We start from the raw sequence: 17,678 nt of genomic DNA, 5'->3' as shown, positions 1-17,678 counted from the left end.
TCAGACTCGCTCGATGGCGCGCTCGCCGAACAGGCCGGCGGGACGGATGTACAGAAAGGCCAAGGCCAGGACGTAGGCGAACCACGGCGTGATGCCGCCGCCAATCAACGGACCGATGTAGACCTCGGCGAGGTTCTCCGCCGCGCCGACAATCAGCCCGCCGACAATCGCCCCGCCAATCGAAGTGAAGCCGCCAATGATCAGCACCGGCAAGGCTTTGAGCACCACCAGCGACAGCGAAAACTGCACCCCTTGGCGCGCGCCCCAGAGCAATCCCGCCACCAGCCCGACAACCCCGGCCACGGCCCAGACGATCTGCCAGATGCGGTTGAGGTTGATGCCGATCGACAACGCGGCAGTGGTGTCATCCGCCACCGCACGCAACGACACGCCGATGCGGGTCTTGTTGAACAACAACGCCAACACCGTCACCAGGACGATGGCGACAGCGGCAGCAATCAGGTCGAACTGGCTGACCATCATCGCGCCAATGAAAATCGGCACATCGTCGATGCCCAGGTCCAGCGCCCGCACTTGCGAGCCCATCAAGCCTTGAGCCAGGCCTTCGATGATGAAGGACAGCCCAAGCGTGGCCATGAACAGGGTGATCTGCGAGCGATTGACCAGTGGCCGCAGCACCAGCCGTTCGATCAGCAACGCGCCGATGATCATCACTACTACGGTCAGCAACAGCGCCAAAGCGAACGGCACGCCCTGATCGTGCAGGCTGACGAAGGTCAGCGCGGCGAACAACAGCATCGCGCCCTGGGCAAAATTGAACACGCCGCTGGCCTTGTAGATCAGCACGAAGCCGATGGCGACCAGCGAATACAGGGTGCCGGCAAGCAGGCCGCCGAGCAGGGTTTCGAAGAAGAACGTCATCAGTGCGCCACTCCCAGATACGCCGCGATCACTTCGGGATCGGCCTGCACTTCGGCGGGCGTGCCGTCACCGACCTTGCGTCCGTAATCGAGCACCACGACGTGGTCGGACAGGCCCATGACCACGCTCATGTCGTGCTCGATCAACACCACCGTGGTGCCGAGGTCGCGGTTGATGTCGGCGATGAAACGGGCCATTTCCTGTTTCTCTTCGGCGTTCATCCCCGCCATCGGCTCATCCAGCAGCAACAGGCGCGGGCCGGCGATCAAGGCGCGACCGAGCTCTACGCGTTTTTGCAGGCCGTAGGACAGATTGCCCACCGGCACATCGCGATGGGCTTGCAGCTCAAGGAATTCGAGAATGCCCTGGGCTTGTTGGCGGAAGGCTTCGGCTTCGCGTCGTGCTCGCGGCAGGTTCAGCGCCTGTTCGATGAAGCGGCTGCGCAAGTGCCGCGACAGACCGGTGAGAATGTTGTCGATCACGCTCATCTTCTTGAACAGCGCGTTGTTCTGGAAAGTGCGGCCAATGCCTCGGCGCGCAGCGGTCAACGGGTCGATGCGTTTGAACGGCTGTTGTTCGAAGACAATCGAACCGGCGTCGAAGCGGTACACGCCGTTCAGCACGTTGAGCAGCGAACTCTTGCCCGCGCCGTTAGGGCCGATCAGCGCGCAGATCTCGCCCCGACGCACGTCGAAGGACAGTTCGTTGATCGCTTTCACGCCTTTGAAGGACAGGGAAATGCCGCTGACTTGCAGGATGGAATCGGTCGAGGTCATGCGATGTCCCGTTTGAATTCAGTCAGCCAGGTTGGCGCGGCTATCACCTCAGGCGTGCGCGTGGCCTGCCAGATGTAATGCAGGTTGTGAAACCCGAGCAGTCGGCGAACGCGATTTTTGATCAGCCGTTGCAGGCCTTTTTCCGGGCGAGCGATGGCCCACTCGCAAAGACGTCGACGCCAGGTGCCTTGGGCGGCGAGGCGACTGTCGATTTCCTCGGCCAGCAGTTGCAGACGTTCGGTCGACAGCAACAGCCCGGATGGCGCCACTTCACGACGGTCGCGACTGGCACTGCCGGGGCTTTCCGGGAAGGCCAGCGATTGGCCGCTGCTCAGCCATTGCTCCAGCAACACCGTCAGGCCGGCCTGCCATTGCGTGCCCTCTTCGCTCCACAGTTGCGCGCCCTGGTTCCAGCGGTTGAGGCGTTGCGGGGTGTCCACCGGCCCGAGCAGGTCGTGGAAATTCAGCAGCGTTTGGCCCTGATTGAGCCACAGTTGCTGCGTTTGCCGGCCCTGAACAAAGGCGTGCGTGGGACCGCGGCGCCACAGGATTTTGTGCAGGGATTCGGGGGCGAGGTTGTCCGGCAGCGTCAGCCATTGCCCGCCAATGTGTTGCGAGGCCAGGGCCAGCAGCAACAGATTAGGTTCGAACGCACCGCTGAGGGCCAGGCGCGAATCCTCGGTGAAACCTTGCTGGCGCAAGCCGTCGGCCAAGCGCTCGACATCGCGCAGGGCATCGATCCAGCGCCAGACAAACCACTGGCCGTGGCGTTTGTGGCGTAGCGCCGGTTGCAACGGGCTGACCTGCGCCCAGTGGCGCAATTGCTCCAGCGCAGTGGGCAGCTCGACCCGCCACTCGGCGGTGTCCGCGACGGGCGGACGTTTGAGTTCATGCACGCTCATGGGGTGACCTCCTGTTCATGGGTAAAAGCGTGCGGTGGTCCGCTGGGCTGAAATCTTTTACACACCACAAAACCCTGTGGGAGCCGGCTTGCCGGCGATGGCGTCTAGGCCGAAACGACTTTCTTCTCCTGCTGCCGCAACGCCGCCAGATCCCGATACCCAGCGCCCGGATGAATCTGCGGCAGCCGCGGCCCTTCGCCGAACAGCTTCTCGCGCAAGGTCCCCGGCGCGTACTCGGTCTTGTAGACCCCACGCTTCTGCAACTCCGGCACCAGCAATTCCACGGCGTCGATAAAGGTTTCGTGCGTCAGTGCATAGGCCAGGTTGAAACCGTCGACATCGGTCTCCTCAACCCACTCTTGCAGCAGATCGGCCACCGTTTCGGGACTGCCGACAAACAGCGGACCAAACCCGCCAATCCCGACCCAGTCGGCCAGTTCGTTGGGCGTCCAGACCTTGTTCGGATCAGCCGTGGAGAACGCCTCCACCGCCGATTGGATGGCGTTGGTGTGCACATGTTTGAGCGGCTCATCCGGCTTGAACTGACTGAAATCGATCCCGGTCCAGCCCGAAATCAACGCCATCGCGCCTTCGTAACTGACCCAGGTTTTGTATTCCTCGAACTTCGCCTTGGCCTTGGCGTCGGTCTCGCCGAGGATCACGGTTTGCAGGTTGAAGATCAGGATCTTCTTCGGATCGCGCCCCGCTTCCGCCGCACGACGGCGGATGTCGGCCACGGTCTTTTTCAGCAGCACTTTCGACGGTGCCGCCACGAACACGCATTCGGCATGTTCGGCGGCAAACTGCTTGCCGCGACTCGATGCGCCGGCCTGATACAGCACGGGCGTGCGTTGCGGCGAAGGTTCGCAAAGGTGAATGCCCGGCACCTGGAAGTGTTTGCCGACGTGCTGGATTTCGTGGATTTTGCTCGGATCGCTGAAGATCCTGCGCTCGCGATCGCGCAGGATTGCACCCTCCTCCCAACTGCCTTCCCAGAGTTTGTAGCAAACCTCCAGGTACTCTTCGGCGAAGTCGTAGCGAGCGTCGTGTTCCGTCTGGTTTTTCTGCCCGAGGTTCTTCGCACCGCTTTCCAGGTACGAGGTCACGATGTTCCAACCCGCGCGGCCCTTGGTCAGGTGATCGAGGGTCGACAGACGACGGGCAAACGGATACGGGTGTTCAAAAGACAGCGACGCGGTCAGGCCGAACCCCAGATGCTCGGTGACCAGCGCCATCGGCGGAATCAGTTGCAGTGGGTCATTGACCGGCACCTGCGCCGCCTGGCGGATCGCTGCGTCACCGTTGCCGTTGTAGACGTCGTAGATGCCCAGTACGTCAGCGATGAACAAGCCGTCGAATTTGCCGCGTTCGAGGATTTTCGCCAGATCGGTCCAGTACTCGAGGTCTTTGTACTGCCACGAGCGGTCCCGTGGGTGCGCCCATAAACCGGGCGACTGGTGACCGACGCAGTTCATGTCGAAAGCATTGAGACGAATTTCCCGGGCCATCAAACGGCGCTCCTGAAACTTGGGGGATGAATGCCGTTGAGGCGAAAATTACCGATGAGGTGGAGTTTCCAGCGCAGCGGTTCGTGCAGTGAGCCGGGCAAGGTGGTGCGTTGTCCGGTGAGTTCGAATTCGGCGTTGCTGACGGCGCTCAACGCATCGGCACTGGCCAGATGCGACTCGGCGATGGCGATACTGATTTCGGTGTCGTCTTCGTGACTGTTCAGAAAAGCTTCGGCACGTTCCAGCAGTGCGGCAGCGACTTCGATGCGAATGTGCAAATCACCGAAACGGCTGATGACGTAAGGGTCATCCTTGATGTGGCTCTGCTGACGAACGAAGCGCAGGGTCGCATCGAGCAAACTGCGGGCGTTGTGCAAGTCATGCTGACTGTTGGCCAGGGGTTGCCCGGCAACAATCGGTTGGGTCAAGGCATTCATAGTGGACTCCTCAGTTCCAGGCGTGGCGCGCAGGCTTGACGCCGTTGAGCAGGTAGTGGCCGATCAGGTGATATTTCCAGCGTGCAGGGTCGTGCAGCGTGTGCGTACGAGCGTTGCGCCAGTGACGGTCGAGGTTGTACTTGCCGAGCACCGAACGGGTGCCGGCCAGCTCGAAGAGTTTGCTGCTGGCGAGCAGTGCGATTTCGGCCGAGAGGACTTTGGCCTGGGCGACCACCACTGAGGCGTGGGCCACGGTGTCTTCATTGGCGTCAAGCAACGCCGCATCGATGGCTTGTCCGGCCTTGTTGAGGATCGCTTCAGTGCCGTGGACCCGCCATTCGAGGTCGCCGATGGCGGCGATGCTGAACGGGTCCTGCCAGCCGTGGTCCTGTCCGCTATCGATCCAAGGGCGGGATTCGCGTGCATAGCGCTTGGTTTCTTCCAGCGCGCCGACGGCGATGCCGGTGTCCACCGCGGCTTGAATGATTTGCGAAATCGGGCCGTCGGCGGTGGGTTCGTCGAACGCCTTGTGAGCCGGGATCACCGCGCTCAACGGCACCTTCACCGCGTTAAGGGTGACACCGCCGCTGGCCGTGGTGCGCTGACCGAAGCCGTCCCAGCTGTCGATCACGGTCAAGCCTGGATTGTCGCGTTCGATGAAAGCGATGAAGGCCTGGTTCTGCTCGTTCACCGCCACCGCCGGGACAATGTGCGCGAACAGCGCGCCGGTGCAGTAGAACTTCTCGCCGTCGATTTGCGCCGTGTCTTTGTCGAAACGGATACGGGTTTCAAAGGCACCGGCGTTTTTGCTTTTGGCTTCGGAGAAGGCATTGCCGAAGCGGTAACCCTGCAGGACTTTGCCGAAGTAGTAACGCTTCTGCTCTTCGGTGGCGGTTTGCAGCAGGATGTCGAGCACGCCGAGGTGGTTTTGCGGGATCTGGCCGAGGGAAGAGTCGGCGGCGGAAATGATCTTGATCACTTGCGCCACGGTCACATAGGAAACGCCGGCGCCACCGTATTCCTTGGGAACGGTGATGCCCCATAGGCCGCTGGCGGAAAACTCGTCAAGCTCGGCGACCGGCAAACGTCGCTCGCGATCGCGCACGCTGGCCTCGACGGCGAAGCGGGCAGCGAGTGTGTGAGCGACGGCAATCGCCTCGGCGTCCGAGCGGATCACATGGGCGGTGCGAGGGGTTTGGGCAGAGGCTGTCATGGGCCGACTCCGGGATTCTGGTGGATGCACCAGAGCTTTTGCAGGAGTCGTGCCTGAAATAATTTACGTTATTTATCAGTATGTTGAAGAATTATCAGAGAAAGTCTTGCAGCTTAAAAACAACAAAGTGTCCGTCCAGTGTTGATCGGCGAACAGTTAGATCACCACGTTGCGCACGAACCGAACGGCGACCGGCCCATCATTGCGATAGCTGTGCGGCTGGTTGCTGGCAAACATATAGAACTCGCCGGCGGCGATCTCATGGGGCGTGTCGCTGAGCATCAGGGTCAGGCAGCCTTCGAACACATAGATCTGTTCGCTCCAGCCTTCGGCATCCGGTTGCGATGGGTATATTTCGCCCGGTTGCAGGCACCATTCCCATTGCTCGACCTCGCGGGTGGCGGTGGCTTTGGACAACAAAACGGCCTTGCTGCCCGGAATTACCCCGGCCCAGGCCAGTTCGTTGATTCGGCTCGGGTCGCGGGCGTCCGGCGCCTGGATCAGGTCGCTGAAGGCCACGTCCAGCGCTTCGGCCACACGGTCGAGGGTGGTCAGGCTGACGTTCTTTTCGCCGGCCTCGATGGCCACCAGCATGCGGCGGCTGACCCCGGACTTTTCCGCCAGCGCGGTCTGGCTCATGTCAGCGGCGTGGCGCAGACGCCGAACGTTCAGGCTGACGTGCTGAAGGACCGAAGCCCGTTGCGTTGAATCTTTGTGCACTATATTGCTCACTTGGCGGGGTTGGGCAGTATACTGCGCAACATCCGGCGCATTGTGCGTCGCCCTCAGGTAGCGCGCAAGGTCATGACGTCGTTGAACTCCTCCCAGGCTTCTTCCCGCAAGTTCAGCAAGGCCGAGTGCGTGCTGGTGTTGATCACCATGGTCTGGGGCGGAACCTTCCTGCTGGTGCAGCATGCGATGACCGTCAGCGGCCCGATGTTCTTCGTCGGCCTGCGCTTTGCGGCGGCGGCGATTATCGTCGCCCTGTTCTCCTGGCGTCATCTGCGGGAACTGACCCTGTTCGAACTCAAGGCCGGCGCCTTCATCGGCGTGGCGATCATGCTCGGTTACGGCTTGCAGACCGTCGGCTTGCAGAGTATTCCCAGCAGTCAGTCGGCCTTCATTACCGCGTTGTATGTGCCCTTTGTGCCGTTGCTGCAATGGCTGGTGCTGGGGCGGCGCCCGGGGTTGATGCCGAGCGTCGGGATCATGCTGGCGTTTACCGGGTTGATGTTGCTGTCGGGGCCTGCGGGTGCTTCGTTCAATTTCAGCCCCGGTGAAATCGCCACGCTGATCAGCGCTATCGCGATTGCTGCGGAGATCATCCTGATCAGCACCTACGCCGGTCAGGTCGATGTGCGGCGAGTGACGGTGGTGCAATTGGCGACCACCTCGGTGTTGTCGTTCTTGCTGGTGGTGCCGACTCAGGAAGTCATTCCGGATTTTTCATGGTTACTGCTGTGCAGCGCCCTCGGCCTCGGTGCCGCGAGCGCGGCGATTCAGGTGGCGATGAACTGGGCACAGAAGAGCGTTTCGCCGACGCGGGCGACATTGATTTATGCGGGTGAGCCGGTGTGGGCCGGGATCGTCGGGCGGATCGCCGGGGAGCGGTTGCCGGCGATTGCGCTGGTGGGCGCGGGGTTGATAGTAGCGGCGGTGATTGTGAGTGAGTTGAAGACCAAGGGTAAGGCTGTGGCGGCCGAGAAAGCGTTGGAGCGGGAAACCCAAGGTTAAGCCTCGATATCTGCGGTGTCTGATAAGTAGCTATCGCGGGCAAGCCCGCACACAGGGCCGGAGGTGCACACGCGATGCGCATAACAACCAAGAACTTTGTGGGAGCGGGCTTGCCCCGGGCGGCGCTCCGACGATGGCGTCGGCACAGGCAATATCACTCTTCCTGAAACAATGTGAACCAGGCTTTTTCCGTCTACCTTGTAGGATTCTGCCACAGCTTGCCGTTTGGTGATCCAGGGACTGGCACGTATGATGCTTCACAAACTTCCGCAGATTAGAAGCCTATGTCCCTGATAGTTCTACTGCTTCTGCCCTTTGTCGGCAGCTGTCTGGCAGCTTTGCTGCCGCACAACGCGCGTAACACCGAATCTTTGTTGGCTGGCGTCGTTGCCCTTATCGGCACCGTCCAGGTCGCTTTGCTGTACCCGCAAATCGCTCATGGCGGGGTTATTCGCGAAGAATTTTTCTGGCTGCCCAGCCTCGGCCTGAACTTCGTTCTGCGCATGGACGGGTTTGCCTGGCTGTTCTCGATGCTGGTGCTGGGCATCGGCACGCTGGTGTCATTGTATGCCCGCTATTACATGTCACCGGACGACCCGGTGCCGCGGTTCTTCGCGTTTTTCCTGGCGTTCATGGGCGCCATGCTCGGTTTGGTGATTTCCGGCAACCTGATCCAGATCGTGTTTTTCTGGGAGTTGACCAGCCTCTTTTCATTCCTGTTGATCGGCTATTGGCACCACCGCGCCGATGCACGACGCGGCGCCTACATGGCGTTGATGGTCACCGGTGCGGGCGGTTTGTGCTTGCTGGCGGGGGTCATGCTGCTTGGCCATGTGGTCGGCAGCTATGACCTGGACAAGGTCCTGGCCGCCGGCGATCTGATTCGCGCACATGCCCTCTACCCTATCCTGCTGCCCCTGATTCTGATCGGCGCCCTGAGCAAAAGCGCACAATTCCCTTTCCACTTCTGGCTGCCCCACGCGATGGCGGCGCCGACACCGGTCTCGGCTTATCTGCACTCGGCGACCATGGTCAAGGCCGGGGTGTTTCTGCTGGCGCGGCTGTGGCCATCGCTGTCCGGCAGTGAAGAATGGTTCTACATCGTCAGCGGCGCCGGTGCTTGCACCCTGTTACTGGGTGCGTATTGCGCGATGTTTCAGAACGACCTCAAGGGCCTGCTCGCCTACTCGACCATCAGTCACCTCGGCCTGATCACCCTGCTGCTGGGATTGAACAGTCCGCTGGCCGCCGTGGCCGCGGTGTTCCACATCCTCAACCACGCCACCTTCAAGGCGTCGCTGTTCATGGCCGCCGGGATCATCGACCACGAAAGCGGCACTCGCGACATTCGCAAGCTCAGTGGCCTGATCAAACTGATTCCGTTCACCGCCACCCTGGCGATGGTCGCCAGCGCCTCGATGGCCGGTGTGCCGTTGCTCAACGGTTTCCTGTCGAAAGAGATGTTCTTCGCCGAAACCGTGTTCATCAACGCGACCGCCTGGGTCGAGATGACGCTGCCTATCGTCGCGACCATCGCCGGCACGTTCAGCGTCGCTTATTCGCTGCGTTTCACGGTTGACGTGTTCTTCGGCCCGACCGCCACCGACCTGCCGCACACCCCGCATGAACCGCCACGCTGGATGCGTGCGCCGGTGGAGTTGCTGGTGTTTACCTGCCTGATCGTGGGGATTTTTCCGGCACAGGTGGTCGGGTCGTTACTGGCCGCCGCTGCCCTGCCGGTCGTCGGCGGCACCTTGCCTGAATACAGCCTGGCGATCTGGCACGGCTGGAACGCACCGATGATCATGAGCCTGATCGCCATGTCCGGCGGCATCGTGCTTTACCTGCTGCTGCGCAACCAACTCAAGCGCGGACGTTTCAAATACCCTCCGATCATTGGCTTGTTCAATGGCAAGCGCCTGTTCGAACGCAGCCTGGTGATCATGATGCGCCTGGCCCGCCGCCTGGAGCGGCGGATCAGCACCAAACGCCTGCAAACCCAGTTGTTTCTGATGGTGCTTGCCGCCGTGCTGGCCGGACTGATCCCGATGCTGCACAGCAGCCTGAGCTGGGGCGACCGGCCGAAGATTCCGGGCTCGATCGTGTTCGTGACGTTGTGGCTGCTGGCGATTGCCTGTGCGTTGGGGGCGGCGTGGCAAGCCAAGTATCACCGGCTCGCGGCCCTGACCATGGTCAGCGTCTGTGGCTTGATGACGTGCATCACGTTTGTCTGGTTCTCCGCACCGGACCTGGCGCTGACGCAACTGGCGGTCGAGGTGGTGACCACGGTGCTGATTCTGCTGGGCCTGCGCTGGTTGCCGCGTCGGATCGAAGAAGTCTCGCCGCTGCCAAGCACCCTGCGCAAGGCGCGCATCCGGCGTCTGCGCGACTTGCTGCTGTCGATTGCCGTCGGTGGCGGCATGGCGTTGCTGTCGTACGCGATGCTGACGCGCCAGACCCCCAACGATATTTCCTCGTTCTACCTCAGCCGCGCCCTGCCGGAAGGCGGCGGCAGCAACGTGGTCAACGTGATGCTGGTGGATTTCCGCGGCTTCGACACCCTCGGCGAAATCACCGTGCTGGTGGCCGTGGCGCTGACCGTGTTTGCGCTGTTGCGACGCTTCCGCCCGCCGAAAGAAAGCCTGCAACTGCCGGCCCAACAGCGTTTACTCGCGCCGGACGTGGTCACCGACCTGGTCAACCCGCGTCACGCCAGCGACACCGCGTTGGGTTTCATGATGGTGCCAGCGGTGCTGGTGCGCCTGTTGCTGCCGATCGCGTTCGTGGTGTCGATCTACCTGTTCATGCGCGGGCACAATCAGCCAGGCGGCGGTTTTGTCGCGGGGCTGGTGATGTCGGTGGCGTTCATCCTGCAATACATGGTCGCCGGCACGCAGTGGGTCGAGGCGCAAATGAGCCTGCGACCGCTGCGCTGGATGGGTACCGGTCTGCTGTTTGCCACCGTCACCGGGCTCGGCGCAATGGCGGTCGGGTATCCGTTCCTGACCACCCACACTTGGCATTTCGAACTGCCGGTGTTTGGCGACATCCACATCGCCAGCGCGCTGTTCTTCGACATCGGCGTGTACTCGGTGGTGGTCGGCTCGACGCTGTTGATCCTCACCGCCCTCGCCCACCAATCGGTACGCGGCCACAAAACCGCGGCCCTGCCCAGATCCGTCGCCACGAAAGGAGCCGTCTGATGGAAGAAGTCATCGCAATCGCCATCGGCGTGCTGGCCGCGTCCGGCGTCTGGCTGGTGCTGCGGCCACGGACGTTCCAGGTGGTCATGGGTCTGTGTCTGCTGTCGTATGGCGTCAACCTGTTCATCTTCAGCATGGGCAGTCTGTTCATCGGCAAGGAGCCGATCATCAAGGATGGCGTGCCTCAGGACCTGTTGCATTACACCGACCCCTTGCCGCAAGCGCTGGTACTGACTGCCATCGTGATCAGTTTCGCCATGACCGCGCTGTTCCTCGTCGTGCTGCTCGCTTCGCGCGGTTTGACCGGCACCGACCATGTGGATGGCCGGGAGCCTAAAGAATGAATGCGATGACGCACCTGATCGCCGCGCCAATTCTGCTGCCGCTGCTGACTGCCTCGATCATGCTGATGCTCGGCGAAAAACACCGACCGTTAAAAGCCCGGATCAATCTGCTTTCCAGCCTGTTGGGCCTGGGGATTTCCGTACTGCTGTTGCAATGGACGCAAACCACCGGCGTGCCCGGCTCCATCGGCGTTTATCTGCCGGGCAACTGGCAAGTGCCGTTCGGGATCGTGCTGGTGGTCGATCGCCTGTCGGCACTGATGCTGGTGCTGACCGGAATCATCGGCGTCAGCGCGCTGCTGTTCGCGATGGCCCGATGGGACGGCGCCGGTTCGAGTTTTCACGCGTTGTTCCAGATCCAGATGATGGGTTTGTACGGCGCGTTCCTGACGGCGGACCTGTTCAATCTGTTCGTATTTTTTGAAGTGCTGCTGGCCGCTTCTTACGGCCTGATGCTCCACGGCTCGGGCCGGGCGCGGGTGTCGTCGGGGCTGCATTACATCTCGATCAACCTGCTGGCCTCGTCGCTGTTCCTGATTGGCGCAGCGCTGATCTACGGCGTCACCGGCACGTTGAACATGGCCGACCTGGCGCTGAAAATCCCGTTGGTGCCGGAAGCCGATCGCGGTTTGTTGCATGCCGGCGCGGCGATTCTCGCCGTGGCGTTCCTGGCCAAGGCCGGGATGTGGCCGCTGAATTTCTGGCTGGTGCCGGCCTATTCTTCGGCCAGCGCACCGGTGGCGGCGATGTTTGCGATCATGACCAAGGTCGGCGTCTACACTTTGCTGCGCCTGTGGACCTTGCTGTTCTCCGGTCAGGCGGGGGCCTCGGCGTACTTTGGCGGCGACTGGCTGATCTACGGCGGCATGACGACCATCGTCTGCGCCGCCGTGGCGATTCTCGCCGCGCAACGTCTGGAGCGCATGGCCAGCCTGAGCATTCTGGTGTCGGCGGGTATTCTGTTGTCGGCCATCGGTTTCGCCCAGCCAAACCTGATTGGCGCGGCGCTGTTCTATCTGGTCAGCTCGACCCTGGCGTTGAGCGCGTTGTTCCTGCTGGCCGAGTTGATCGAGCGTTCGCGTTCGGCCAATGAAATGCCGCTGTTCGATGACGGCGACCTGATTGCGCGGCCGCTGGAATCCCTGCAACCGCCCAAAGGCATCAACCTCGATGACGAACAGAAAGCCGTGGTCGGCCAAGTGATCCCCTGGACCATGGCCTTTCTCGGTCTGAGCTTCATCGCTTGCGCGCTGCTGATCATCGGCATGCCGCCGCTGTCCGGTTTTATCGGCAAACTCGGTTTAATGCACGCCCTGCTCAACCCGCTGGGCCTGGGCAATGGCGCGGATGAACCGGTGTCGAACGCCGCGTGGGGCTTGCTGGCGCTGCTGATTGTCTCCGGGCTGGCATCGTTGATTGCTTTCTCACGCCTGGGCATCCAGCGCTTCTGGACGCCTGAAGAACGGCCGTCGCCGTTGCTGCGACGGCTCGAATGCGTGCCGATCTTCGCGCTGCTGGGCCTGAGCATTCTGTTGACCTTCAAGGCTGAACCCCTGCTGCGTTACACCCAGGCCGCCGCGCAGACTTTGAACAATCCGCAGCAGTACGTGATGGCGGTACTTGGCACCCGTGCGGTTCCGAGTCCGGAAGCCAAAGCCGCGGTCGCGGAGGTGCAACCATGAAACGTCTGTTTCCTGCCCCATGGCTGTCGCTGGCGCTCTGGTCGTTGTGGCTGCTGTTGAACCTGTCGATCAGCCCCGGCAATCTGCTGTTGGGTGCGGTGCTCGGGTTTTGCGCGCCGTTGATGATGCGCAAGTTGCGACCCCTGCCGATCCGTATTCGTCGCCCAGGTGTGATCCTGCGCCTGTTTTTCATCGTCGGGCGCGACGTGCTGGTGTCAAACCTCGCCGTGGCCTGGAGCGTTTTGAACGCCGGCCGACGCCCGCCCCGCTCGCACTTCATCAAGGTGCCGCTGGACCTGCGCGATGCCAACGGCCTTGCAGCGCTGGCGATGATCTGCACGGTGGTACCCGGTACGGTCTGGTCGGAACTGGCGCTGGACCGCAGCATTTTGTTGCTGCACGTCTTCGATCTGGATGACGAAGCGCTGTTCATCGACCACTTCAAGGCAGCCTACGAACGCCCATTGATGGAGATCTTCGAATGAGCCCGCTGCTGTCGAACGCGATTCTGCTGAGCCTGTTCATTTTTTCGCTGGCGATGGTCCTGACCCTGATCCGCCTGTTCAAAGGGCCGTCGGCGCAAGACCGGGTTCTGGCGCTGGATTACCTGTACATCGTGGCCATGCTGATGATGCTGACCCTCGGCATTCGTTATGCCAGTGACACCTACTTCGAAGCAGCGCTGCTGATCGCGCTGTTCGGCTTCGTCGGCTCGTTTGCCCTGGCGAAATTCCTCCTGCGTGGCGAGGTGATCGAATGAACGCTGAACTGTCTCTGTGGGTGGAAATCCCGGTGGCGATTCTGCTGGTACTCAGCAGTGTTTTTGCGCTGATCGGGGCGATCGGGCTGGTGCGCATGAAGGATTACTTTCAACGCATGCACCCGCCGGCCCTGGCCTCGACATTAGGTGCGTGGTGCGTGGCGCTGGGCTCGATCATTTACTTTTCGGCGCTCAAGTCCGGGCCGGTGCTGCATGCCTGGCTGATCCCGATTCTGTTGGCGATCACGGTGCCGGTGACTACGTTGCTGCTGGCGCGGGCGGCGTTGTTCCGCAAGCGTATGGCCGGGGACGATGTGCCGGCTGAGGTGAGTAGTCGGCGGAGTGAGAGCGGGAGTTAAATTCAGGGATTTGTGTTGATGGCAGGGCCTCATCGCTAGCAGGCTAGCTCCCACATTGGATCTTCATTGTTTACATGCCCCCTGTGGGAGCGAGCCTGCTCGCGAAGGCGTCAGTCGAGGCAACTCAGATCCAGGCAACAGCCAACAATCCCGCCCCCAACACCACACACAACGGCGAATAAACCCACGTATCCAGCCGGGCAAATTTTGAGCCTTTGACCTGCTTGAAAAACCCCACCAGGTTCGAATCGCCAATCGCCCGGGCGAACATCAGCATCGCAATGGCGCTGATCACCCATTGCAGCGATTGATGGGACACCGCCGGCACCCACCAGCCAACGCGCAAACACACCAACGCAGCAATCAGCAGCAATCCGAAAGCCACCAGCAACGTCAACCACCCCGTGGGCTTGAACGCGGGCCGCGATCTTGCGCCGCCCTCCTCCGGCACCTGCGGAACGGCCGCGACGGCAGCCCACTGGCCACCCAGCGCCCAGTAGACATGTATCAGGCTGATCACCGCGAAGATCGTCACCAGCCATTGAGCCAACACAAATGTCATGGTCGGGAATCCTTGAAAGGGATTTGAACAGAATGATCCTAGTCGGCATTTTTAGAAGTGCGCGGATGATCGACGGTGATAAAGCGGCCGCCGCCGAGCAACCCGACGGCACGCAGGACTTTGATGTCTCGACCGGCAAGCAATGGGAGGTTGGCAGCCAATTCGACTATCTGGACGGTCGCGGCTCGGCAACCTGTGGCTGACTTATGACTATGCGCCGCAATGGCAAGGAGGCGTCGATGCGCGGTTTGCAGGAGCCGGCTTGCTGGCGATATCCCTTCGCCGGTCTCGCCAGCAAGCCGGCTCCTACAGTCCGGCGATATCAACCGCTCCCCATCATTTCAACTCGGCGGAGACTTTGTCCGCCACATCCTTCGGCACCCACGCCTGCCACACATCGGGATGCGCCTTCATGAACGCCTCCGCCGCCTGACGTGGCGGGGTGTGTTTTTCGCTCATTTCAGCCAGCGCCTTGTTCAATGGGCCGATCGGAAAATCGACTTTGCTGAAGAATTCGGCAATCTGCGGATACTGTTTCTGGAACGGTGTGGACACGCCAATCGACAGCTTCGAGGGCAACGAGCGCGTCGGTTTCGGATTGGGATTGTCGGCGTCGGTCAGGGTTTTCCAGGCTTCGGCGTCGAACGGCGGCTCTTCCAGCTGAACCAGTTTGAAACGCCCGAGCAACGGTGTCGGTGACCAGTAATAGAACAGAACCGGCTTGCCACGACGGATCGACGAACTGATTTCCGCATCCAGCGCCGCTCCGGAACCGCTGCGGAAATTCACATAACTGTCGTTCAGGCCATAGGCCGTGAGCTTCTGCTTGTTGACCACCTCCGAGGTCCAGCCGATCGGGCTGTTGAGGAAGCGCCCCTTGCCCGGGCTTTCCGGGTCACTGAACACGTCCTTGTACTTCGGCAGGTCACTGACACTGCGCAAGCCGGGTGCCAGCGGCTTGATACCCTTGGCCGGATCGCCCTTGATCACGTATTCGGGCACCCACCAGCCTTCGGTGGCACCCTTGACGGTATCGCCCAGGCTCGCGACTTTGCCTTCAGCTTCAGCCTTGACCCAGACCGGGCTGCGACCGGCCCATTCTTCGCCAATGACCTGAATGTCATTGTTGGCCAGTGCGGTTTCCAGGGTGATGGTCGTTCCCGGCAAGGTATCGGTCGGCAGCCCGTAGCCCTTCTCGACAATGATCCGCAGGATATCGGTGATCAGACTGCCGCTTTCCCAGTTCAGGTCGGCGAAGTGGATCGGCGCCTGGGCGGCGAATACCGGAATGGGCGAACCCAGACCGAAAGCGATCAGAACAGTGGCCAGCAACCGTCGAAATCCGTTCATGCTTTTGCACCTCGTGCTGTTCACAGCAATAGCAGGATGGCCTGACAAAAAGACCGCAAGCCTCAAAATACTCAGTCAACTGACTGTAGTAGAGGTTCCTGCTTTCGAGGGGCGAGGATTACTTTTCAGAAATTTCCTGCAAGCGCGCCAGCTCTCTTCTGACCATGCTGGCGTATTCCGCCGGGCGCAACGTGTAGATCTGCGACGCGACCCAACCCAGCCAGGCCCCCTGCAGGATGGACTTCTGCTCGAACAGCCGTCGGGCTTCCACTTGAGCGCTGGCCTGGTTCTGCAGGTGGAAATCGGCGCGAGTCAGGGGCATTACTCGCTGGCCTTGAAAGTCACCAATTCGCCCTTGCGCCACTTGGCGGCCTTGGCCGTCACGGCTTTCAGGGTTTTGGTCAGACCTTCCTGCAACTGTTGGTGGGCGGCAAACACCATGACCACGCTGTGACCTTCCTTGAAGACGATCCCGTGACCGTCGGCGGTGGTCACGAACGCGTAATCGCCGAGGCCATACACCGTCAGTTTTATTTCGCGGAACTTGATATCGAGCTTGCCGCCTTCGCGACTGGGCAATACCGAAGCGCTGAAATGATCGCCGACTTTAAGTTTCAGGCCGGGCTTGTCGTCCACCACCAGAGCTGATTCGGTGTCGATCTCGGCAATGTAAATGCCTTCGGCGTTCTGTTCGGTGATGTAAACAAAACGTGACTGGAACTGTTTGACCAGCTTTGCGCGCAAATCACCCAGCACGAACAAAGCATGCATATCGAGATTACTTACTGCCAAGGAAACATCCCCACATCTGAAATGATGCTGCACGCTGGCAAACAGCGCACAGCAGAAAAAAGCGGCAATGCCGAAGGTGTCGCCAAATGACCCGTGTTGAAATCCAGAAACGAGCAGAGCGCTCATTCATCGCGAGGCGTAAGAAGACTAATGGAAAGTCACTCGCGTCGTCTTGCCTGGTGTTCGTCAGAGGTTGAAGGAAAAAGCCCTTCTGACAGCCAGAAAAAACGGATTACCAACCTTAGGGAAAAAACTCCTTAAAAAAAGCACTTTTCCGACATATCGCCCGCAAAAAATTGCTTTAGATAAACATCAGTCGCGCACCAGTGACGGTGATTCTAGAGCAGCGATGCTCATCGAGACTACCCAAAACGACGTACACACGTCGGTAAAACAACGAAAAGGACTTCATATGTGCACCCTGACACACTTCACTCCGTCCTTGGCGCCTGATCCAAGCAACGCCTCGACGCCATACCCTGCGGGGTTTCAACACCCTGAGTTCAGCCCTGAAGCGCTTGCCACACCGCGTTTTCAGGTTGTCCTGGCCGGTAATGCGTTCTTCCACATCAAAGAAATTTCCACCGGTCATGTCAGAGGTTTCCGCAGCGACCACAACGAAGCGTGTGCGCTCGCCCGAAAGTTCGAACTGCATCGCTGAGCGCTGCGCTCAGTCCCTTCTTATATACGTTTCGTCATGCCGACGACTTAACTCAGCCGTCGGCGGGCAACTACTGCCATACTGCCGAACCAATGAAATCCGTTCCCAAGCCGGACGGCGCTCAACACAACAGAACATTTCCAAGGGAAGGCTGCTACGTGACGGAATTTGATATCGGTGAATTTTTTATCCGGGGCGAAGCCAGAGAAGTCGAAGGCGAATTTCAGGCGGTGATTATCATGCGCGCCAAACCGCCGCTGACCACAGTGACGTATCACCAGGTCGAGAAGGATCGCTGGTTCAAAACCTCGGACGTCGCCGAAATCGCTGCCAAGGAGGCCGCCATGGCCCTGAAGCTGGCGGTCGATGATGGGGCATTGAAAGCCTGAAATGGGCATGGACATGTCCGGCGCCGGACAGCGCGACTTCATGCCCCCCAGCGCGGAATCAGGCCAGAGCGTGCCTCGCCGATAGCGTCGGCACCTCGGCCCGAGAGGTGTCTGCAGCGTGCCA

The 17,678-nt window shown here is 60.7% G+C and carries 21 protein-coding genes; 10 read left to right on the top strand and 11 right to left on the bottom strand.

The features are described 5' to 3' along the window. From F8N43_RS03870 to F8N43_RS03840, 7 genes are all read right to left on the bottom strand, one after another. A complete protein-coding gene (locus tag F8N43_RS03870) occupies positions 1 to 882 on the bottom strand; it encodes a branched-chain amino acid ABC transporter permease (protein WP_150632879.1) in 882 nt (293 codons plus the stop codon). Further along, positions 882 to 1,658 (bottom strand): ABC transporter ATP-binding protein, encoded by a 777-nt coding sequence (locus F8N43_RS03865; RefSeq protein WP_150632880.1) that lies wholly within the window; start codon positions 1,656 to 1,658, stop codon positions 882 to 884. The genes F8N43_RS03870 and F8N43_RS03865 overlap by 1 nt, the downstream gene beginning before the upstream one ends. Further along, positions 1,655 to 2,560, bottom strand: a complete 906-nt coding sequence (locus F8N43_RS03860; protein ID WP_150632881.1) for an AMP-binding protein — start codon at positions 2,558 to 2,560, stop codon at positions 1,655 to 1,657. Before F8N43_RS03860 ends, F8N43_RS03865 begins: the two co-directional genes overlap by 4 nt. A 104-nt stretch (positions 2,561 to 2,664) precedes the next feature. Further along, entirely contained in the window at positions 2,665 to 4,068 is a 1,404-nt protein-coding gene (locus tag F8N43_RS03855) for an LLM class flavin-dependent oxidoreductase (RefSeq protein WP_150636150.1), read from the bottom strand. Further along, a complete protein-coding gene (locus tag F8N43_RS03850; RefSeq protein ID WP_150653237.1) occupies positions 4,068 to 4,505 on the bottom strand; it encodes an acyl-CoA dehydrogenase in 438 nt (145 codons plus the stop codon). The genes F8N43_RS03855 and F8N43_RS03850 overlap by 1 nt, the downstream gene beginning before the upstream one ends. A gap of 10 nt (positions 4,506 to 4,515) precedes the next feature. Continuing rightward, the gene (locus F8N43_RS03845) at positions 4,516 to 5,718 is read right to left on the bottom strand and encodes an SfnB family sulfur acquisition oxidoreductase (RefSeq protein WP_150632884.1); all 1,203 of its coding nucleotides are present in this window, start codon (positions 5,716 to 5,718) and stop codon (positions 4,516 to 4,518) included. A gap of 156 nt (positions 5,719 to 5,874) precedes the next feature. Beyond that, entirely contained in the window at positions 5,875 to 6,438 is a 564-nt protein-coding gene (locus F8N43_RS03840; RefSeq protein WP_150632885.1) for a helix-turn-helix domain-containing protein, read from the bottom strand. Here F8N43_RS03840 and F8N43_RS03835 point away from each other — a divergent pair. The 7 genes from F8N43_RS03835 to F8N43_RS03805 all read left to right on the top strand — a co-directional run bounded on the left by F8N43_RS03835 (position 6,433) and on the right by F8N43_RS03805 (position 13,800). Then, entirely contained in the window at positions 6,433 to 7,452 is a 1,020-nt protein-coding gene (locus F8N43_RS03835; RefSeq protein ID WP_150653236.1) for a DMT family transporter, read from the top strand. The two genes, F8N43_RS03840 and F8N43_RS03835, sit on opposite strands and share 6 nt — an antisense overlap. 284 nt (positions 7,453 to 7,736) lie before the next feature. Next, positions 7,737 to 10,655, top strand: a complete 2,919-nt coding sequence (locus F8N43_RS03830) for a monovalent cation/H+ antiporter subunit A (protein WP_150632887.1) — start codon at positions 7,737 to 7,739, stop codon at positions 10,653 to 10,655. Continuing rightward, entirely contained in the window at positions 10,655 to 10,999 is a 345-nt protein-coding gene (locus F8N43_RS03825) for a Na+/H+ antiporter subunit C (protein WP_003202835.1), read from the top strand. The genes F8N43_RS03830 and F8N43_RS03825 overlap by 1 nt, the downstream gene beginning before the upstream one ends. Then, positions 10,996 to 12,681, top strand: a complete 1,686-nt coding sequence (locus tag F8N43_RS03820) for a monovalent cation/H+ antiporter subunit D (RefSeq protein ID WP_150632888.1) — start codon at positions 10,996 to 10,998, stop codon at positions 12,679 to 12,681. The genes F8N43_RS03825 and F8N43_RS03820 overlap by 4 nt, the downstream gene beginning before the upstream one ends. Further along, positions 12,678 to 13,166, top strand: a complete 489-nt coding sequence (locus tag F8N43_RS03815) for a Na+/H+ antiporter subunit E (RefSeq protein ID WP_150632889.1) — start codon at positions 12,678 to 12,680, stop codon at positions 13,164 to 13,166. The genes F8N43_RS03820 and F8N43_RS03815 overlap by 4 nt, the downstream gene beginning before the upstream one ends. Further along, positions 13,163 to 13,441 (top strand): K+/H+ antiporter subunit F, encoded by a 279-nt coding sequence (locus F8N43_RS03810; protein ID WP_045060409.1) that lies wholly within the window; start codon positions 13,163 to 13,165, stop codon positions 13,439 to 13,441. Before F8N43_RS03815 ends, F8N43_RS03810 begins: the two co-directional genes overlap by 4 nt. Continuing rightward, positions 13,438 to 13,800: a Na+/H+ antiporter subunit G gene (locus F8N43_RS03805; RefSeq protein WP_150632890.1), complete on the top strand. Its 363-nt coding sequence runs from the start codon at positions 13,438 to 13,440 to the stop codon at positions 13,798 to 13,800. The genes F8N43_RS03810 and F8N43_RS03805 overlap by 4 nt, the downstream gene beginning before the upstream one ends. A gap of 124 nt (positions 13,801 to 13,924) precedes the next feature. Here the strand turns inward: F8N43_RS03805 and F8N43_RS03800 are convergent, their stop codons facing one another. Further along, the gene (locus F8N43_RS03800) at positions 13,925 to 14,362 is read right to left on the bottom strand and encodes a DUF3995 domain-containing protein (protein WP_150632891.1); all 438 of its coding nucleotides are present in this window, start codon (positions 14,360 to 14,362) and stop codon (positions 13,925 to 13,927) included. 65 nt (positions 14,363 to 14,427) lie between these two features. Here F8N43_RS03800 and F8N43_RS29295 point away from each other — a divergent pair, with 65 nt between their 5' ends. After that, complete coding sequence (locus F8N43_RS29295) at positions 14,428 to 14,565, top strand: hypothetical protein (protein WP_191630122.1); 138 nt, start codon at positions 14,428 to 14,430, stop codon at positions 14,563 to 14,565. Positions 14,566 to 14,698: 133 nt separating this feature from the next. Here the strand turns inward: F8N43_RS29295 and F8N43_RS03795 are convergent, their stop codons facing one another. From F8N43_RS03795 to F8N43_RS03785, 3 genes are all read right to left on the bottom strand, one after another. After that, a complete protein-coding gene (locus tag F8N43_RS03795) occupies positions 14,699 to 15,712 on the bottom strand; it encodes an ABC transporter substrate-binding protein (RefSeq protein ID WP_150653235.1) in 1,014 nt (337 codons plus the stop codon). A gap of 118 nt (positions 15,713 to 15,830) precedes the next feature. Next, positions 15,831 to 16,034, bottom strand: coding sequence for a hypothetical protein (locus F8N43_RS03790; RefSeq protein ID WP_150632893.1), 204 nt, complete (start codon positions 16,032 to 16,034; stop codon positions 15,831 to 15,833). Continuing rightward, complete coding sequence (locus F8N43_RS03785; RefSeq protein WP_008035847.1) at positions 16,034 to 16,504, bottom strand: hypothetical protein; 471 nt, start codon at positions 16,502 to 16,504, stop codon at positions 16,034 to 16,036. Before F8N43_RS03785 ends, F8N43_RS03790 begins: the two co-directional genes overlap by 1 nt. Positions 16,505 to 16,916: 412 nt before the next feature. Here F8N43_RS03785 and F8N43_RS03780 point away from each other — a divergent pair, with 412 nt between their 5' ends. Next, positions 16,917 to 17,165 carry a hypothetical protein gene (locus F8N43_RS03780; RefSeq protein WP_150632907.1) on the top strand — a complete coding sequence of 83 codons (249 nt, stop codon included), beginning with the start codon at positions 16,917 to 16,919 and terminating at the stop codon, positions 17,163 to 17,165. Positions 17,166 to 17,323: 158 nt separating this feature from the next. Beyond that, positions 17,324 to 17,554, top strand: a complete 231-nt coding sequence (locus tag F8N43_RS03775; RefSeq protein WP_150632908.1) for a hypothetical protein — start codon at positions 17,324 to 17,326, stop codon at positions 17,552 to 17,554. Positions 17,555 to 17,678: the final 124 nt, after the last annotated feature.

It is taken from the genome of Pseudomonas fluorescens (genome assembly GCF_902498065.1).
Lineage (GTDB): Bacteria > Pseudomonadota > Gammaproteobacteria > Pseudomonadales > Pseudomonadaceae > Aquipseudomonas > Aquipseudomonas fluorescens_BJ.
The sequence above is the reverse complement of the archived record's forward strand: the minus strand, read 5'-3'. Positions and strand labels throughout refer to the sequence as shown.

Excerpts from the sequence above, each read along its gene's own strand:
- F8N43_RS03870 (WP_150632879.1), bottom strand. The coding sequence starts at position 882 with ATGACGTTCTTCTTCGAAACCCTGCTCGGCGGCCTGCTTGCCGGCACC.
- F8N43_RS03865 (WP_150632880.1), bottom strand. The coding sequence starts at position 1,658 with ATGACCTCGACCGATTCCATCCTGCAAGTCAGCGGCATTTCCCTGTCC.
- F8N43_RS03860 (WP_150632881.1), bottom strand. The coding sequence starts at position 2,560 with ATGAGCGTGCATGAACTCAAACGTCCGCCCGTCGCGGACACCGCCGAG.
- F8N43_RS03855 (WP_150636150.1), bottom strand. The coding sequence starts at position 4,068 with ATGGCCCGGGAAATTCGTCTCAATGCTTTCGACATGAACTGCGTCGGT.
- F8N43_RS03850 (WP_150653237.1), bottom strand. The coding sequence starts at position 4,505 with ATGAATGCCTTGACCCAACCGATTGTTGCCGGGCAACCCCTGGCCAAC.
- F8N43_RS03845 (WP_150632884.1), bottom strand. The coding sequence starts at position 5,718 with ATGACAGCCTCTGCCCAAACCCCTCGCACCGCCCATGTGATCCGCTCG.
- F8N43_RS03830 (WP_150632887.1), top strand. The coding sequence starts at position 7,737 with ATGTCCCTGATAGTTCTACTGCTTCTGCCCTTTGTCGGCAGCTGTCTG.
- F8N43_RS03825 (WP_003202835.1), top strand. The coding sequence starts at position 10,655 with ATGGAAGAAGTCATCGCAATCGCCATCGGCGTGCTGGCCGCGTCCGGC.
- F8N43_RS03820 (WP_150632888.1), top strand. The coding sequence starts at position 10,996 with ATGAATGCGATGACGCACCTGATCGCCGCGCCAATTCTGCTGCCGCTG.
- F8N43_RS03815 (WP_150632889.1), top strand. The coding sequence starts at position 12,678 with ATGAAACGTCTGTTTCCTGCCCCATGGCTGTCGCTGGCGCTCTGGTCG.
- F8N43_RS03810 (WP_045060409.1), top strand. The coding sequence starts at position 13,163 with ATGAGCCCGCTGCTGTCGAACGCGATTCTGCTGAGCCTGTTCATTTTT.
- F8N43_RS03805 (WP_150632890.1), top strand. The coding sequence starts at position 13,438 with ATGAACGCTGAACTGTCTCTGTGGGTGGAAATCCCGGTGGCGATTCTG.
- F8N43_RS03800 (WP_150632891.1), bottom strand. The coding sequence starts at position 14,362 with ATGACATTTGTGTTGGCTCAATGGCTGGTGACGATCTTCGCGGTGATC.
- F8N43_RS29295 (WP_191630122.1), top strand. The coding sequence starts at position 14,428 with ATGATCGACGGTGATAAAGCGGCCGCCGCCGAGCAACCCGACGGCACG.
- F8N43_RS03795 (WP_150653235.1), bottom strand. The coding sequence starts at position 15,712 with ATGAACGGATTTCGACGGTTGCTGGCCACTGTTCTGATCGCTTTCGGT.
- F8N43_RS03790 (WP_150632893.1), bottom strand. The coding sequence starts at position 16,034 with ATGCCCCTGACTCGCGCCGATTTCCACCTGCAGAACCAGGCCAGCGCT.
- F8N43_RS03780 (WP_150632907.1), top strand. The coding sequence starts at position 16,917 with ATGTGCACCCTGACACACTTCACTCCGTCCTTGGCGCCTGATCCAAGC.